18 protein-coding genes are annotated in these 16,569 nt (G+C 37.8%); 7 read left to right on the top strand and 11 right to left on the bottom strand.

Annotated elements, in window-relative coordinates:
* The first annotated feature begins 212 nt into the window (after positions 1 to 212).
* The gene (locus H513_RS0114145) at positions 213 to 821 is read left to right on the top strand and encodes a hypothetical protein (protein ID WP_026801317.1); all 609 of its coding nucleotides are present in this window, start codon (positions 213 to 215) and stop codon (positions 819 to 821) included.
* A gap of 13 nt (positions 822 to 834) precedes the next feature.
* On the top strand, positions 835 to 1,761 hold the full coding sequence (locus H513_RS0114140; RefSeq protein WP_026801316.1) for a hypothetical protein: 927 nt from the start codon (positions 835 to 837) through the stop codon (positions 1,759 to 1,761).
* A gap of 99 nt (positions 1,762 to 1,860) precedes the next feature.
* Here H513_RS0114140 and H513_RS0114135 read toward each other — a convergent pair whose 3' ends face one another.
* The 7 genes from H513_RS0114135 to H513_RS20970 all read right to left on the bottom strand — a co-directional run bounded on the left by H513_RS0114135 (position 1,861) and on the right by H513_RS20970 (position 7,618).
* Positions 1,861 to 2,736 (bottom strand): ubiquitin-activating E1 family protein, encoded by an 876-nt coding sequence (locus H513_RS0114135; protein WP_233422724.1) that lies wholly within the window; start codon positions 2,734 to 2,736, stop codon positions 1,861 to 1,863.
* Positions 2,736 to 3,722 carry an MPN domain-containing protein gene (locus H513_RS0114130; protein WP_026801314.1) on the bottom strand — a complete coding sequence of 329 codons (987 nt, stop codon included), beginning with the start codon at positions 3,720 to 3,722 and terminating at the stop codon, positions 2,736 to 2,738. Before H513_RS0114130 ends, H513_RS0114135 begins: the two co-directional genes overlap by 1 nt.
* Before the next feature lie 45 nt (positions 3,723 to 3,767).
* Positions 3,768 to 4,460, bottom strand: coding sequence for a hypothetical protein (locus H513_RS20975; RefSeq protein WP_026801313.1), 693 nt, complete (start codon positions 4,458 to 4,460; stop codon positions 3,768 to 3,770).
* Positions 4,438 to 5,016: a hypothetical protein gene (locus tag H513_RS0114120; protein ID WP_154655259.1), complete on the bottom strand. Its 579-nt coding sequence runs from the start codon at positions 5,014 to 5,016 to the stop codon at positions 4,438 to 4,440. Before H513_RS0114120 ends, H513_RS20975 begins: the two co-directional genes overlap by 23 nt.
* Complete coding sequence (locus tag H513_RS0114115; protein WP_026801311.1) at positions 5,013 to 5,342, bottom strand: hypothetical protein; 330 nt, start codon at positions 5,340 to 5,342, stop codon at positions 5,013 to 5,015. Before H513_RS0114115 ends, H513_RS0114120 begins: the two co-directional genes overlap by 4 nt.
* Positions 5,343 to 5,387: 45 nt before the next feature.
* Positions 5,388 to 6,572 (bottom strand): DNA polymerase III subunit beta, encoded by a 1,185-nt coding sequence (gene dnaN, locus H513_RS0114110; protein WP_026801310.1) that lies wholly within the window; start codon positions 6,570 to 6,572, stop codon positions 5,388 to 5,390.
* Positions 6,573 to 6,649: 77 nt separating this feature from the next.
* On the bottom strand, positions 6,650 to 7,618 hold the full coding sequence (locus tag H513_RS20970) for a Rad52/Rad22 family DNA repair protein (RefSeq protein ID WP_051240011.1): 969 nt from the start codon (positions 7,616 to 7,618) through the stop codon (positions 6,650 to 6,652).
* 659 nt (positions 7,619 to 8,277) lie between these two features.
* Here H513_RS20970 and H513_RS0114095 point away from each other — a divergent pair.
* The 3 genes from H513_RS0114095 to H513_RS0114085 all read left to right on the top strand — a co-directional run bounded on the left by H513_RS0114095 (position 8,278) and on the right by H513_RS0114085 (position 11,696).
* On the top strand, positions 8,278 to 9,810 hold the full coding sequence (locus H513_RS0114095) for a hypothetical protein (RefSeq protein WP_026801308.1): 1,533 nt from the start codon (positions 8,278 to 8,280) through the stop codon (positions 9,808 to 9,810).
* A gap of 241 nt (positions 9,811 to 10,051) precedes the next feature.
* Positions 10,052 to 11,332 carry a DUF3854 domain-containing protein gene (locus tag H513_RS20315; protein ID WP_051240009.1) on the top strand — a complete coding sequence of 427 codons (1,281 nt, stop codon included), beginning with the start codon at positions 10,052 to 10,054 and terminating at the stop codon, positions 11,330 to 11,332.
* An 85-nt stretch (positions 11,333 to 11,417) separates the two neighbouring features.
* Positions 11,418 to 11,696 (top strand): hypothetical protein, encoded by a 279-nt coding sequence (locus H513_RS0114085; RefSeq protein ID WP_026801307.1) that lies wholly within the window; start codon positions 11,418 to 11,420, stop codon positions 11,694 to 11,696.
* Positions 11,697 to 11,953: 257 nt separating this feature from the next.
* Here the strand turns inward: H513_RS0114085 and H513_RS0114080 are convergent, their stop codons facing one another.
* The 4 genes from H513_RS0114080 to H513_RS0114065 all read right to left on the bottom strand — a co-directional run bounded on the left by H513_RS0114080 (position 11,954) and on the right by H513_RS0114065 (position 15,231).
* Positions 11,954 to 13,864 carry a phosphoadenosine phosphosulfate reductase domain-containing protein gene (locus H513_RS0114080; RefSeq protein ID WP_026801306.1) on the bottom strand — a complete coding sequence of 637 codons (1,911 nt, stop codon included), beginning with the start codon at positions 13,862 to 13,864 and terminating at the stop codon, positions 11,954 to 11,956.
* 90 nt (positions 13,865 to 13,954) lie between these two features.
* Complete coding sequence (locus H513_RS0114075; RefSeq protein WP_026801305.1) at positions 13,955 to 14,353, bottom strand: hypothetical protein; 399 nt, start codon at positions 14,351 to 14,353, stop codon at positions 13,955 to 13,957.
* Positions 14,354 to 14,402: 49 nt separating this feature from the next.
* Positions 14,403 to 14,627 (bottom strand): hypothetical protein, encoded by a 225-nt coding sequence (locus H513_RS20310; RefSeq protein WP_036803197.1) that lies wholly within the window; start codon positions 14,625 to 14,627, stop codon positions 14,403 to 14,405.
* Positions 14,628 to 14,703: 76 nt separating this feature from the next.
* Positions 14,704 to 15,231 (bottom strand): hypothetical protein, encoded by a 528-nt coding sequence (locus tag H513_RS0114065; protein WP_026801304.1) that lies wholly within the window; start codon positions 15,229 to 15,231, stop codon positions 14,704 to 14,706.
* 496 nt (positions 15,232 to 15,727) lie between these two features.
* Here H513_RS0114065 and H513_RS0114060 point away from each other — a divergent pair, with 496 nt between their 5' ends.
* Positions 15,728 to 16,111, top strand: coding sequence for a hypothetical protein (locus tag H513_RS0114060; RefSeq protein WP_051240006.1), 384 nt, complete (start codon positions 15,728 to 15,730; stop codon positions 16,109 to 16,111).
* A gap of 89 nt (positions 16,112 to 16,200) precedes the next feature.
* Positions 16,201 to 16,554: a PrgI family mobile element protein gene (locus H513_RS0114055; protein ID WP_026801302.1), complete on the top strand. Its 354-nt coding sequence runs from the start codon at positions 16,201 to 16,203 to the stop codon at positions 16,552 to 16,554.
* Positions 16,555 to 16,569 lie beyond the last annotated feature (15 nt).

The raw sequence follows: 16,569 nt of genomic DNA, 5'->3' as shown, positions 1-16,569 counted from the left end.
GAATACATACCTACAATGATTTATTGTGTTGAATTCTATCTAGATGGTCCAATAACAGCTAGTCAAGGTTCAGTAAAGGTCAGGGATCTTAAGCAGTTATATCTGAAATTGGTCAATAAAGGGACTATAACGGATACTGCTAAATTCATACATTATCTCTCTAGAAAAGAACAAGCCGAAATTATGAATAACAGAAAAGGAGGGGTGTTGAATTGTTGAGACTCTTCGCAGTAATCCCTCTAGTTGTGGTTTTAAGTGCTTGTACAGGTACAACGTTTGCTGACAAGTCCAAGGATACCCTCAAAGTTAATGAGACAGTAGAGAAAGTCGTTAATGAAGATGAATACGCTAATGCTGCACTACTCGAGTCAATAGCCGAAGAGCATGAAGATAAATACAAAGACACCAAAGTTTATGCTGGCTACGTGTCTGATGTAACTGCCCACTTCTTCCAAAATGAAATAACTCCTAGTGAGTACAAGGGTTTCTTAATGGACAACAGTACGGAGGTCTATGCTGACCAGCTAGGGAAACAAAATGAGGGTTTATTCTCTTATGTACAGCAAGAGTTAACTAGCGATGAATACGAGATCTATGATTGGAAGCTGCTTCAATACAACAAAATCAGCAATCACATTTACACCTACTACTGGTTTATTAAAGATAAGGAGCTTGAGGAATATGTATATGCGATTGAAGTGTCCAGCTCAGACGATTATAAACTCAATGACTTATACGAAGTGAGAGATGAAGAAGAATTAAACAATATAATGGCAAACAACGAAATCTATAAGCAGATAGAAAAGGAAATTGAAAAATAAGGGAGATGGTTATATGGAACAACAAGCGAGATACGAAAAGTGTTTAAATGAATTGACAGAAGAGCTAAACAATAGTGATGAGTTTAAGTTAATAATAAACAATAACTTTGAGTACTATCGGGAGAAATTTTTCCAAATTGTAAGACCTGGTGCCGACCGTAAAGAGATTACCGAAGCATTCTTTAGTTATTATCAAGAACTTTTTTTAGAGGGGTATTTTTTAGTCGATGAATACTTAAGTTTAGATAACATTGAAGCCATGGATGGCTTTTTACAACAACCAGAGGGGATTATTAAAGAGCAGTTACACCACATTCTAAACGATGGTGAACCTCTTGATGAATTAGCTTCAGGAGAAATGTTAGAGTCATTCGAGGGTATGATTATGGAGCAGTATGAAGCAGCAGGTTCCATCTTACATATTGTGAGATTGGATTGTATGATGCTTGGAGCCTTACACCGCTTTAAGAAAGAACGAGATTCCAGAAGCTTGAGCGAAACACCTATGAAAGAGAGCAGTATTAGCGGTTTATTACACCGTACTGATGATTTCTTTTTTGTGCTACCTGACTATTACTTTTCAAGCCTATACTCTGAGGGGAATTCCGAGGTATGGTCTTTGCATGAGTGGGCGACACACGAGCCGAGGAAGGATTATTTAGGCACACTAAACGTTCAACGTTTTACAAAAGAAGCCGTCCAGTCCATGTTTGAATCTTATCCTCGCTACCACCAACAAGGCCTAACAGCAGAAGAAGATCAATTCTTACTAACTCTAACTCTTGAAGAGAATATATTTGGTGATTGGGCTTTATCTAACCTATGTGATAGATTGGTTAATTCAATTAAGAACCGCTTCACTATTAAGGATAGTGACAATGTTTTAGTGCGCATAGCTCCGCTACAAGAGGGGTCACTTATATACACACCACCTAAATAAATTGTAACAAGAAGTATCTTTCTGAGAACGGTATTAAAGGATTAAAAGTGAAAAAGGGCTATTGGTATGTCACCAATAGCCCTTTTGTGTTTCTATTTATTACATGTTCATTTTTATTGGTTCTGTACGAACGATATTCTTCTTGGAATGAAAGAACGTAACATGATTGCTCAAGGTACCCGACTCAAAGAATTCATTGAGGTACGTACACATGCAATGAGCTGCAAGTCTATTTGTTAACACACGTTGCGGATTGGATATGACAACTGTACTGCACGCTTCTTCTGAAGGCGCAATGGTATCGTTATCTTTAAGAACATCCGGGAATACCTCTGCTAGCGGTTCAACGACTGTTTCTCCATTCAACTTCAATCCAGCTACTACCTGCCCAGTAAATCCAGTGTTTTTGAAGGTATGGACTTCTTCCTCTGTCCATTCTGCCATATTAGAAACGGACTTGCCTGGAGGTACTACAGCACTTTCTATTCCAACATCAATGTAAAGCAAGTTTTCAGCTTCCTCAAAGTATTTATGAAAGATTTGTCTGGAATAATTATTATCTACACAACCTAATAAAACCGGTAAGATTACGTAATCAAGGTCCCTTGAGTAATAAGGCGTTTCTTTAAATAGTTTTTCGAGGGTCTCTGCGCTTTCTACAAACTCATGGTCGTAATACCCTATATCTACTTGAAAAGCACCCCTGTAACGCTCTGAGAGGACTCTGGCTTTCTTTTCGCCAATATCCTTATCTAGTATTAATTGATTTCTTTTGTTTTTAGCTTCATATACATCATTATCTGCAATGATATACCTGCAATCTACGTCAAATATACTGAGCATTTGAGCCAGCTGCTGAACTACATAAGAACCATTCCCACCTGCTCCACATTGGATGATTTGAAGGAATAGCTTCTGTCTGCGTTCATTAAAGAAATCTTTGAGGATGTTTATTTTTACGGGCTTCATAGTCATTAGGACCACTCCCCTTCATTCGTTTTGTCTCTCATTATCGAAACCTGCGCAAGATCCTCTTCTAAACCTTGTTTCAGTGCTCCTATAAGCATTGAATAATTTGCAGTTTGTTTCGACGTGGGTTTACAAAAGACTAGTGAAAGGGGGATCTTAATGAATCTGTTGTCTTTATACACTCTCAAATACACTTCCGAATCAAACCGGTTACGAAAATTGCCCACAATGCCATACACGATGTTGGGGCGTTGTTCGTCTTCGTCGTCGGTCGCAGAAGGGTAGCAAGGTAGTACATGGTGGGAGTGAATCTCCATACAAAGGGTATGATGACCTGTGAATACATCCATACTATGTTGTACGTCTGTTACCAAAACAGAACTAACAGCTTGGTGTGGAATATGGAGCTCATACTCATCACTTTCATGATTATAGAAAATATCGCCCTTCACCTCTGTACCATAATGGTTAGAATAATGATATGCTACACGTAAGAAGTCCAAGAAAAGTTCAAATGGAATTCTTTTTCGTAAAAAAGAGACAGCATTTGCCGTCTCCATACATAAGTCTTTTGCTCCTTTTTTCTTGCTGATGGGTAAAGGAATTATTATATTTCGCTCGGTGTTATAAACTACGTCTGTATACCCTTTAATCAATTCAATATAAGGGCCGACGGTCGTATTATCATCAAATATTACTAATTCTTTCTCCATTCTCTCGCGTACATCTTCCGCTGCAATAGTTACCCGCTTCCCATCTTTTTCAATACCCTCTTTAATCTCAAGCTCATCAAAATAGGCTCGAATTGGGTGAGAAACACCTGCATAACGGATAATTGTATCCAATTTAACCTCAAATTTATCTCCAACACTTTTGGAATCATCCTTAGGCTTTGTTGTAGAAGATTTCTTATTGTTCTTGGCTTTGTCTGTAGTACTAACCTCTGTTGCTTCTTCCATACCAAAATCACCTAATAAATTAAATTGTTCCATCCTAAATTCCTCCTAAAAGTTCGTTTTATAATTGATTGATCCACTCTAATATCTGAAAAATTGATTGAAAGTAATGCCCTCACTACTTAACCATTCTGTTGGGAAAGCCTGTCCTTGGACTGAATTGAACAGCTCGCGTAAGTCATATACATCTGAATTGTTACTATTCGCATCAAACCACTCGTTAGTGAAGGGGATTGTTATAAAGAAGTTGTGCAAAGTCTTTAATTCCCTTACACTTTCTATCTTCGGGAATGGATTCGCTCCCATACATACCTCACTTCTTTGGACGTTAGAAAAAGGGAATCTGTATATCTCAGTGTTCTCGCTGATTTCAGACATGTCTTTTTCCTTAACCGCTACTACACGAAGGTTTGTTATCTTACTGTCATCCAATTGATAGCAAAAGATCATACTTGGAAATCCTACATTCTCAATGAACGTATCATGAACCCGAATATCATATTGTTGAGCTGGTACGAAGGTGTAAACGTCTTGTGTCTGCCCTTGTTCTCTCCACACATGCTTGAACCCGTTATCAGGGAGAATGGGGGACTGGACAGGTATACTAGGTTCGTTTGCTGGAGAATATTCACTACGCTGCAAGACACTTACAAGCTGGTCCACAGTCATCAAATACTCTTCTTTTACCACCTTTCCATCCGATGAAATATCTTTTACACTTACATAATCAGAAAACCGACTTAAATCGTCGTTAATTGTGATTTGAATGGTCATTCGTATTCGTTCCTTTCCTCTTAAATTGCTCATTCGTATATTTTTGGACAGCTCTTAATAACGTCTGAAACGCGATAATGATATCGAGCGATACTTCTGGATAAGTAAAGCCTACATCCAAGGTGTTCGTATCCCGATTAAATAGACATCCTGTTTCATACAACCCCCGATTGTTTATCAGTGATGTAAGATACATTAGCTGGTCATTCGTACACCATTCCATTGCCTCTGACACGATAGGTGAAGAAAGCTTTAATACGTTTTCAGGTAAGTTCTTAGTGACTTTGATCATGTTTTGTATATCAGGCTGGTTTTCCCCATTCTCAAAAATATCAATTACCTCGATTTCACCTTTCGACATAGCTTCTAAGGCTTCTTTGAAAATATCTGGGGAAGGATCGTATCCCATTACAAAGTAATCCCAGTGGGGAGCCTTCACGCTAATACCTTCATCGTGTAAGTACTTCAGTATTTTTAGATTTTCTATGCCAACTCTTTTATAAGCAGTTGTTTCGTGGTCATATAGATACAATTCCAACGCTCCTAAAGTCATCAAATGAAATCATCCAATACAGGATATTGTTTCTGTTTGTTAAGACTTATTTCTTCATGCACATGTAACATCCGGATACTCTCGTAGAAGATGTTTCCCGCGTTTTCAGTAGCATAGCTTTCGTCTTCAGACGGTATCAGCCTTTCGAATTGTGCATTAGCTAGTTCTAAGTCCTCCATCGTAAATGAATCAAAGTCAATTTCATTTACATATAACGAATGATTAATGATGTCTACACAAGTAAAGAAGCCGTCCGTGAAACGGAGCGGCTCATTTTTATATCTTTTCAACCCTTGTTTGAAAAGGTCATGGGAAAATATCTTTGACATATACATCCTCCTCAGAATGGAAAGGTAAATCACCTTTCTTCGAGATTAATATAAGCGGACTGGTAAGATTAATTGAATCTCTTCCATTTTTCGTTCATCTGTCTCGTGCTTAGGAATAATTAAAAATGGTTTCATCGGACCCTGAATACATATCATTACTTCCGTGCTCTCCATAGCTTGTAGAGCGTCCTGTAGAAAGCGTCCATTAAAAGCAAAAGTCTCTACAGTATCTCCTTCTAATCCAGACACTCTAATGTTTGCATTCCCTTTGCCTACATCCTGTTGAGCTACCGAAAGAGAAACCACGTTGTTTGTTCCCTCATCGCCTACAGAAAAGAGATCTGCGCTCTTCTCATCAAGCTCAAACCTAATAGCCGTTGCGGAACCGGACGTCTTAGACAAGATATTGACTTTATCGACCGCTTGCAGCAGATCATTTCTATTCAACGTGATTCTAGATGGGAACTCTTGAGGGATTAACTTTGAAACATCAGGATAATTCCCTTCAAGTAACCGTACATAGAACACCACATTGTCTGATTTGGCTATTAGTAAATTATCTTGTTCCAAGAAGCACTCGATTTCTTTCGTTACATCAAATACTTTGGCCATTTCTTTAACGTTTTCAGCTTTCACCACAATGGATTGCTCGTTAGAGTTGGTTGTCGAAGCTTTAACTCGAGCCATTCGATGCGAGTCAGTGCAAGTACATAACGTGCCTTCTTCTTGGAATTCAAATTGAACACCACTCAAGATAGGGCGCGTATCTGATTCAGAAGCAGCAAAGGCAGTTCGTTTGATTAGCTTTTGAAATACATCACCAGGTAGGGTGTATGCATTCTGAGAGTCATAGTCAGCCAGAGTAGGGTACTCTGTTGCATTGAACCCAGCCATTTCAAATTCATCTGCACCGGATTTAATAGTAGTGAAGTCTTTCTCATTCTTGCTAAACGAGAGAGTAGCGTCTTTATACTTGTTCACTATATCTGTAACCGTCTTATGCCAAACGACTGCTCCTGGTTTGGTGATAGAGCAATCTTCATGATCTTTAATATCAATCCCGTAAGTAATAAAGTTATTACCGTTCCCAGCGGTCAATTTAATTTCCTTGTTATCCGCTTCAATGAGGATACCGGTTAATAACGGGTTGCTACTTCCAGGTTTGGCCACAAGTCCTTTTACTGCTTTTAAACCTTCTACTAATACACTCTGATTAATTGTAAATTCCATCTTAATTCCTCCTAATAATAAAGAAAGCACAAATGAACAACTGTCATTTGTGCTACTTAACCATGTTTTAAATTTGTTTATGATGCGTGGTTTTCAAATTCACCATTGTCTCTTTTAGCTCTCCAACAATCTTTAATGTAATCACTAACTCTAACTACATCATCATTGGACAATTTAAAGAACAACGCATTCATTGAGTCAATGGTGTCTATTGGTTTAATCAATTGAACGAAATCAACCACTTCTTTGAAATTAACTTTATGCTTCTTAGCAGAAAAAATAATGCCCGCTACAGGTTTGAGAGCTTCATAGAAGTTTTTCAGCTCGTTCCATGTAGCGCTCTCACCAATTTCTTTTAAAGTTTCAATTTCAGTGTCAGGATTTGCTTGCTTAAACACCTGAAGACATATTGGTTGAGTAGTTATCCCGATAATTCCTAGCTTAGATTTAACACCTTTTAAAATCTGGGCTCGGGTTATTTCTTCTCTTTGACTTTCTTCCTTGCTCTGACTATCGGGATGTTGGTTCCCTTTTTTGGGCATGAATCGCTCATGCAGAGTAGGAGTGTCATACTTTCCTTTTATAGGGACCTTTTTATCGCCTTCTTTAACAGTAGTACTAAAATAATTCTTACCGTTTTCGTTGACGTCCATCCATACTTCACCAATGTCGTTGAGGTAGCGTCCGATTCCCCAAACGTTTGCTGCACGTTTAAGAGCACCGGTAAAACCTCCTTTGGTCGATTGATATTCCGTTTCATCCGAACCATCGTACTTGGTTATCCACTCATTAGTGAATGGATCTCGGATAGAAATCCCACATAATACAGCGTTTTGTCTCCACTCTTGGTATTCGTTCTTCCAATTAGCTGGTCCAACTACTTGGTCTAGTCTCGCTTGAATTGAGCTTTTATCTAGGTAAGGTACAAGAATGACCTTATAACCCTTATTAGTCTTAACAGCTCGATTCAACCTCCACTTCACAACCTTTTGTTCAAAGGGCTCTTGCAACTTGCGCATAATTTCGTCCCATCTTAAATCACTCATAAATCATCCTCCTAAAAAATTGATAAAAAAAGACTCCTTCGTCCTTCATTCCGCTACACCAGAGAAAATAAAAAAACCTATGTAGTCTGATTGATTAAAGATACGAATGACAGGTATCTCTAAATATCCAATCGACCACATAGGTGCGAATTTTTATTATTAGTAACTCCAGCTTACTCATAGTAAGAGTAGCGAATCAAAAAGAAAAACAAAGAAATCTATGAAACTATTATAGCTTTTCTATAGGCCGTTAACAAGAATATTATTCCTATCGTACACATATAAACCATCGTTTATGCTATAATAGGTTCCAAATCATCTATATCCGTAGAAAAGCGTACCCCGCTCAACACTCATCTGTAGGACACAGGTGCAGTTGTTGAGCGTTTTTTGTATTCAATCATATATTTCGTCGTAAGGAGTTGAAATGGTCTTGAAGCTAGATAGCATCAAAGTGGATAGCGAACAAGAAGCGTTGTTGCTAATACGTAGACGCTGCAAACTCAATCAATTTCAATTTGCAGAAGCGTTAGGAATATCCCAAAGATTAATATGGCTAATCGAAAACAACGAACAAAAAATATCAGATAAGACAAGACAGAAAATACATGTCTTCTTAAAGAATAAGTATCCTTTATATGTGGAGGATTGACTAACCAATGAGTAATGCGCTTATCAATATAATAAATGCTGATATGTCGCGAGAAGTACAACATGCTTTAAGAGCGGTATATGAAGAGGTTAAAGTCGTCTCTGTAACTGATTTCAGCGACTTAGATTTGACTTTACAATCCTCGGAGTACTCTTTAGTAGCTTTAGATCAAGAAAGTTTAGTGAATGATATTAAGCTCTTAGAGCTAGTCGAAGAATTTACTTCTATAGAGCATCTTATCTACTTCTCCGATGAAAATACAGAAACTCATGAGAAAATCAAAGTATTCAACTCTGCTAATCAACATTTCAAAGAGTGGCTAACTGGTAGTAGTCAAGAGAACGACGTTAATGAAGATTTGGAACTTCCATTGGATTTCAATGTAGATTTACCTTATGTCCCTCCAGGCGATAATGAAGCACCACCTGAAGGGGAAGATGAAATAACAGAAACACATGAACAACCGCTTCCTTACGAAAGCCCAGAGAGGGAGAAGGAAGCAACTAAAGAGGGCAGCCAACTGCAGACTCAGCCTGAGACTCCTAACTCAGAAGTGGGTAAAGATGATATTGAAGATAAAGAGGGCAGAGGGAACAAAGAGGACAAACAGAATGAAGAGCGTGAACGCTTTCTAGAGAGAGCAAAACAGCTGAAACATTACCTAGAAATCCCTTTCTATAAAACCAAGCTTACAGAACCTAAAAGTATTGGAGTCTGGTCTCCAGCTCGTAATGGTGTCTCCACGTTCATTCAAAACTTCGCAATGTTCTTAGCTAGATATCACATACCAATTGCGGTGCTCGAAGGAATTACACGTAAAGCAAGGCTTGAGGAAACTATGTCGAGGTATAAGACGAATGGTTTAGAAAGATGGAACCCGTTCAGTAATTTCCTCATCGATCACTCTATCCCTCCTGAAAGTGTGAATTTGGAGTACCAGAGAGTTAGATGGTTTCCCTTTGGTTTGAAGGACCATATATCGAAATGGGACAGTACTCAAATAGAGTTTTATATGAACACTTTAAAGCTACATGACTTATTATTTGTAGATTTAGAATCTGGTGATATGAACGAGTACACATTACATTCTTTGAATCATATAGACGAGCTATGGATTGTTGGTTCTGATTGCGTATATGACACTCTCGAGTTCAAGGATTTTATCCATAAAGTACTGATACAGGAGAAAAACATTAACTGTAAGTTACTATTTAACCAATACGGGAGTAATAGTACCCCTGAAGTATTGGCAGATTCATTAAACCTCCCTTTAATCGGTAAAGGAATGCACTATCTATCCCATGAAGAGGTGCTCCATAACAATATTGGAGACAAGCCCTTACTCTACCATAAGAAAGCACTGAATCAGTTCCACGATTCGTTCTACAACCTAGCAATAGAAGTGTTAGGAGAAGAAACGTGGACCACGATCATTGATAACAATAAAATAAAACATAAAATCTTAAATGGACTTCTTCCAATGAGAAGATCAAAACATTTTCACATGAAAATGATTGAGAGTGTTCAGCGAGAAAATTAGATGATTTTATCTGCCATTTATGCTAAGATTTAGGTGTATATTAATACTTTTATCTTATGTCTCGCGGTAATGAACCAGCAGGTTTTCTACAAATATATGAAGCGGTCTATTGGACTGTGGTTTTAACACTATAAGTATGTATTTTTACTTATCTGTGGACGAATCACACCTAATAGACCGCTTTTTTATTTGTCTAAGGTGTAGACAGGATAAAGACAATTAATTTTTTAGGAGGATTACAATGCACACATTAAGACCGACTAGTATAAGAGATAAGGAAACACAAGAAGTTGTGTTCTATGAGTATTATCGTGAAGCTTGTCCTATATGTAATAGCACCGGGGCATGTATGGTTCACAAGGATGGCAACAAGGTTGTATGTATTCGGACAGAAAGTGACAGGCCATTTGGCAAGAACAGTGCAGTTCCTGGTTGGCTTCATTACTTAAAGGGTAAACCTAAGAAAATAGATAAAGCCAAGGTTGCTGCAGGCGCGGAGAAAAGAGGGGACGATGAGTTAGATTCAGTCTATCGTTCTTTACTTAACTACGCTCCATTGACGCAAGATCATCTTAATCACTTACGTTCAGAAGATCGTCAACTATCTGATGAACAAATTATGACGAGACAGTATAAAAGTTTTCCTGATAAGCCTTGGAACATTGTTAAAGCCATATCAAAGGACTTAAATAAGACTGACTTTGAGGGCATACCAGGCTTCTATGAAATGGATGGTAAATACGGTAAGCTCTTTAGCTTAGCCGGAGCGAAAGGTATATTAATACCTTTCAGAAATCAATACAACCAAATCGTCGGATTCCAATACCGTATAGACAAGGTGTATTATGAAGCGCATATAAAAGTACGTAAGGAAGGCTTAAAGGCAACGATTATAGAACAGCCTAACTTAGTTAGAGTTACATTCAAGGATAAGGTTGTTTTTGAAGGGAACATGGAGGTATCCAAAAAACATCACACCATTGAAAACGAGCAAGGTGAAGTTTTGGGTTGGGTACGTATTAAAAAGGGGACACGCTATTTTTGGTTAAGCTCAGCCAATAAACCAAAAGGAACGGCTTCTGGAAGTCCAGCACCTATACACATTTCCGTCCCTAGTGAAAAGTTAAAGCATTGGGAAAAAGGAACTCTATACAAAACTGACGTGGCTTGGATTGGCGAAGGTCCCTTAAAGGGTGATATTACATCTGACCTTTTAGTTAAACGCTATAATTACGAAGAACTTAAAGGAATTGGTGATACAATAGTATCAGTACCAGGAGTAGGAGCTTGGAGGTTAGCGATTCCCATCTTGAAGGAAATGGGGGTAAAGGTCGTAAATATTTGCTTTGATATGGATGCTAACGACAATGTTCACGTTAAAGGTCATTTAATGCAGCTAATCGCTGAATTAAAGAAGGAGAATATGCGTGCAAACCTTATCTTATGGGACCAGAGTCATGGTAAGGGGATAGATGATTTGTACCTGCATGGCAAATACCCTAAAATAAAATCTCTTTTCTAAAAATTTTAATATTTAATAAGTTTACTTATAAAAGTGTTTATCAAAGATGGAAGATAAATATTATTAAAGGAGATCATAATAAAAAATGAACCAGGATTTAGCTTATCGGCTTGAGGAAATAGAGCCGATGTTTCTTCAACCATATATGGTACCACTAGCCTTCAGTCCGTCGTTAAATAACGCGTTGGACTTGGCATTAAATAAGTTAGACAGGGTTAACCGAAGTGGCGCAGCCGTTTATGAATCTGTTGATTACATCCAATTATACTATACTTACCTAGATGGTATTGTGATGATTTATGAACAGAAAGAGAGAATGAAAGAGGAGTACCTTTCATTCATTAAAGGCCTAAAATTAGCTTAATACAAAGACCCGTGGACATTAAATTGTTACCACGGGTTTTTGTATTTATTTCAACATGGGTGTGAGGTATGAAACTACCTTATCAAACAGATTATGTATAGGTGAAAAAACCATTTATCAGGAACATTGAAGAAGAATATACTACGAGCAATGCAACATTTGACTTCTATAAAGGTGACAAAGATATCTTAATAAATCAATAAATGTCACTTAATATTAATAACCCCCATAACTTCACAATAGTTATGGGGGTTGAATTATAGTATTAATGTTAATTGTGTACCATTGCGCTCTGACTCTTCTTCAACCAATGTATTTTTTGAAGAGAATCTAATGCTGTTATTTATAGCTATGTTTCTTCTTATGACGTCAAAGAGGTTAATATTCTCCGCTACATCTTCTAACTCCCATAGTTCCATCGTTGAGAGTTTTTTTTCATCAATTCGCTCCAACATATGAAATGCCTTCACAAAATCAGATAATGCTTCCTGATCCCTTTTCTGAGTAGGGATATGAATACCTTCTTCCGCTTCACACCAACCTTCATGTGGTTGTTCATTAAGAGAATAAGGATAGGAGTTTGTCCAATCTAACCATGAGTAGATTAGTTGTTCTGCTTCCTCCTGAGTAGTTGCGTGTGAGGTGCATACAATAAAGATGTATTCGTTGTATACCAGTGAATGTTCTTCATAATCTAATGCTTGTTGTAAATAGGGATAGTGCATACCTGTTTCGCGTGATTTATCGTGAATATAAGTAACCATTTCGCTAATATTCATCTTAGTTTGTATATTTACGTAGAAGATAGGGAAAGAGGTCACTGTAGTCATATAATCATTAATGCTGCCGTCCTTTTTCAAGATTAATTTTTCTCTATGAACATGGCGAACTGGCTTAATATCAGCTGGACCTATATCATAGCCATCTTCTTTCCAGGTATTATAGATTGCTTGCAATTCATCGTCTTCTATAAGCTTCATACCGGTCATTTCTTCTATCCAAAGAAGGTATTCTAACATTCTTTTTCTAGCTTCTATGGTCATCGCACCAGGAACCCAAGTATATTGAGCTCTTCCAAAGGAATCATATAAGTGCTCATACTTATTTTTTAAATCCATTTCATCAAAGAGAGAGAAAGTTGATTCTCGCGCTACCCTTGCATGTTGGTTCATCTTTTGCCTTTGGGTAGGTAATCTAAATCTTGCATCATTACGTATCGCAATCATGTATTCTTTCCACTCTAGGAGGTACCTATATTCACTGCGGCCCTCACTTATAAGGTTATTCAACATTACATCTTCCGACACCACTGCGCACGTCCAACAACCGCTACGTGAACCTGCTTTTCCGCATGATTGTCCTTCGCCTTCCGAGCCATCTTTAATACCACATTCCATACCTGTAGTACCGTACTGCTCTTTCATTTCAGCAACAGTTATTCCGTATGGCAAAGTACCTTCGCTTTCTAAGTAAGCCCATAATTCGTCTAGGGTAACGTTTCTTATTGGGTGCATAACTAATATCCTGTTGTCAGTCGCATGTTTAGCGTATAAATCATCCGTAGAAAAGTTGTTAATGGAATTAGCCCTAGCTTTACTTTCGTCCATTCTTACCCCAAGTAGGTTAATCATTAGATATGGGTCCTGTGGTTTAAGTGGATCTTGATTCTCTAATGACTCTTTGAGTAGTTCCTCCATCTTCTTCCTCATCGGATTTATTTTCAGATGCGACGTACAAAAACGATTTGAGGTTGAACTAGGAACAGGCGTCCCTCTGCCGATTAATTTATAATGGAATCTGGACTTCATTGGGGGCTTCACCATGTGTGTGCGTAATACATCAGATAAACCTTGTTCATAAGCGGATTTCTCAACCTGTTTGAGAACTTTAATTTGATAGTTTTCCATAAGTGGAGTTTCCACCATGGTGTCAGCCATTACAACGTGAACATACCTTTGACGTTCTTCTTTAGTTAGTTGCAACAACATTTTCCACACTAGCGTAAGTAAAAGAGAGCTATCTTTCCCTCCGCTCAAACCTATCTGCCAAGGCTTCAAATCTTCTCGTAAATATTCCGTTTTTAGTCTCTCTATTATATCATCGAATTCTTGAAAAACGTTAACTGCAGCTAATCGTTTTTCCCATTCTTCTATTAGTGCTTTATTCATATTATCGCCCTATGGGTATAAAAAAGGGGAGGTAGCCCCTAATTTATACACTGTGGGCTTCCCTCCCTTATTGATAAGTAATCCTGCTAATTAATTGTTAATTAAATGTTCTTCAACAAACTCGTTCATATATGACAACGTTTTGGAACCAAAATCTTCATCGTTATGAACTAAAGTCTCTGCGATTCCTTCAATGTTTTCTAAGATGAGGTCATGTTGTTCCTCGTTGAAGTAATAGTTTCGCAAAAAGAACTTAATTTCTTCCTTATAGGCATAGTGCATTGGTCCGTCACTAGCAAGCTGATAAGCTGACAAAAGGTCTTCGTGAATTTCACTCTTGTCACTAAACTTCTTAACAGCTTCATCAGGTGTATGGCCCCTGCTACTACCTAAAATAATTGGTGTTACGCTCTCAGTTCTTTTAATTAATTCACCTTTATACTTTACCTCTACAAATTCTGCTACTTTTGCGATCAAGAATTTATCCATTGTGAATTCCTCCAACGTATATTGATTATTATTTGTGTCATTTAGGTAATTACTGGTTTCTAGGAGTAGAATAAAACAATTTATGATATTGAATAACTACATATTGTTTTACGATGGATAGAGCTAGTTCATGATTTGAAGCGGCTGATATCCTTTGACGCATTTCAAAAGAATCTTCGTGGAGTCCAGCAGCTTTTAATGTCGAGCTTGCTCTTCCAATCAAAGAGAATATATCTCTTTCGTTTTCTCTTAGAATCATTACTGGTTTACTCATATACATTTCTCTCCTTAACAAAAAAGCGATAACTAAGGGGAAACCTTAACTATCGCCAATTCTTGCGTATGATTTTTTATAATTCCGTCGCCAGTGCGTGGGCAAGGTTGGGGTCATTAGTTTGGAATATTTCTGTCATAGAGCCCAAATGAATACTGATTTTGCCCTTTTTAACATCTTCAATAAAAGAATGTTTCCTTACAGTACTCAAACAAAATTCCACGTAAGATTGTTCATCTTCATAGTCTAATTGAGCTTGATATATGTGATATGTGAATGAATTCCCAACGTCACTTTGAGTAGGGCATATACATATCTCTAACAAGCGAGTAATGGCGGTATGAGTTTGCTCATTTTTATATGGCTCGATACCGTACTTTATCATCCTGTCCACTTGGTCAAAGGTATACATGTACATATCTTCGTGATCTCCGAACAAGAACATTTTAATATTGCCCAATGGAGTAATCGTATAATCCAGTAGTAATACCGTTTCGACGACAGAGTGTTTAAATTCTTTTCCAACCCACTCTACAATTTGAACCGGTGTTCCTTCATAGAGTGCTTTCCCATTTTTCCATATTGTAAATTTCTTCTCCTGCATAATGCATCCTCCTAAAAATTGATTGATTATCCCTTTTTACAATTAGTACTGTTACATAGTGCATCACCTTTCTTAGAGCATAAAAAAAAGCCCTATTGTAATGATTGGTAGGTTCACCTGCAAGTGCAGTATGAAAGTCAATCACTCCAATAGAGCTTCTTAAGAATTCGTTAGACATAACCCGCTTACTCGCTAGGAGTAGCAAACAAAATAAACGAAGAAAGTAAATATAATCTCACTATATATGAAAATACTTCCTCTATCAATGAATAATTTCCTTGATGGAAACAAGTTATATTTTAGGTTGCAATTACCATGAGATTCTATTATATTTACTTACAGAGGTTAAAACCTCCTGAAAACCGAATTCAATATATTAACATATCAGGAATCCCCTGGATGTAAGAGATTACTAGAACCGACGTAGGTACGTCAGGTTCCGGTAATGTCTTGATCCAGGGGATTTTTTTGTGTGTTCAGAAGGGAGGTGCGATGTATGAAGAAAAAAGCATTAGGAATGCTGCTCATGTCAGCTTTCATTCTAACTTTTGCAGTAATGGCTTCACCATTTGAAGTAGCAGCGAGTAACGTTAATGCTTTCCAAGACGCTCAAAACGTACAAGCAGACGGGTCGCTTGACGCAACAGGGTTATTCTCTACTATGAACTCCATTGTGTACGTAATTATCGGTGCGGGTGCTATTTGGGTTATTGCGTGTCTAGTATTCTCCGGATTTAAACTTTCTGCAGCACAAGGAGGAAACCCTCAAGCTCGAACTCAAGCCCTAATTGGTTTCGCATGTGCCTTTGGTGGGGGAATCATAATAGTTAAATGTTACGATATAGCATCTTGGATCTGGGCTATGTCTGGACAAGGATAAACTTAATTAAAAGGAACCCCTCCTCTTAGCAGAGGGGGGGTTGTGTTTTAAACAAGGGCTAACTAATCAAATTAAAAGTTGGTGAACATGTGCGAACAGTTACAGTACCCGAAGATATGTCTAGTGAACAAAAAGTAATTTTAGGGATTCTATCTTTCAGACAGTTGATTTACCTAGCAATGGGATTATTTCTTATAGGTTCTTACGTTCCTGGAGTCTTCTCTTTTTTAGCCAAGCAAAACATCGTCATAGCATTGATAGGTTCAGTGGTAAGTGCAGTACCAGTCTTAGTGATTATCCTCCCACTTGCCTTGTTAAAGAAGCGTAAATACCACATGTATTACGATAAATACCTTTTACTCAAGCTTTATAAACGGTCTCAGACAGGTGTTTGGCGCAAAGGAGAATACTCTAAGACGTGGATGGATGAAAAGCTAAAGTAGTACCTAACTAACGAA

Origin of the sequence: Pontibacillus halophilus JSM 076056 = DSM 19796, from assembly GCF_000425205.1 — a bacterium.
Taxonomy (GTDB): Bacteria; Bacillota; Bacilli; order Bacillales; family BH030062; genus Pontibacillus_A; species Pontibacillus_A halophilus.
This window is presented reverse-complemented; position numbering and strand designations above follow the sequence as displayed.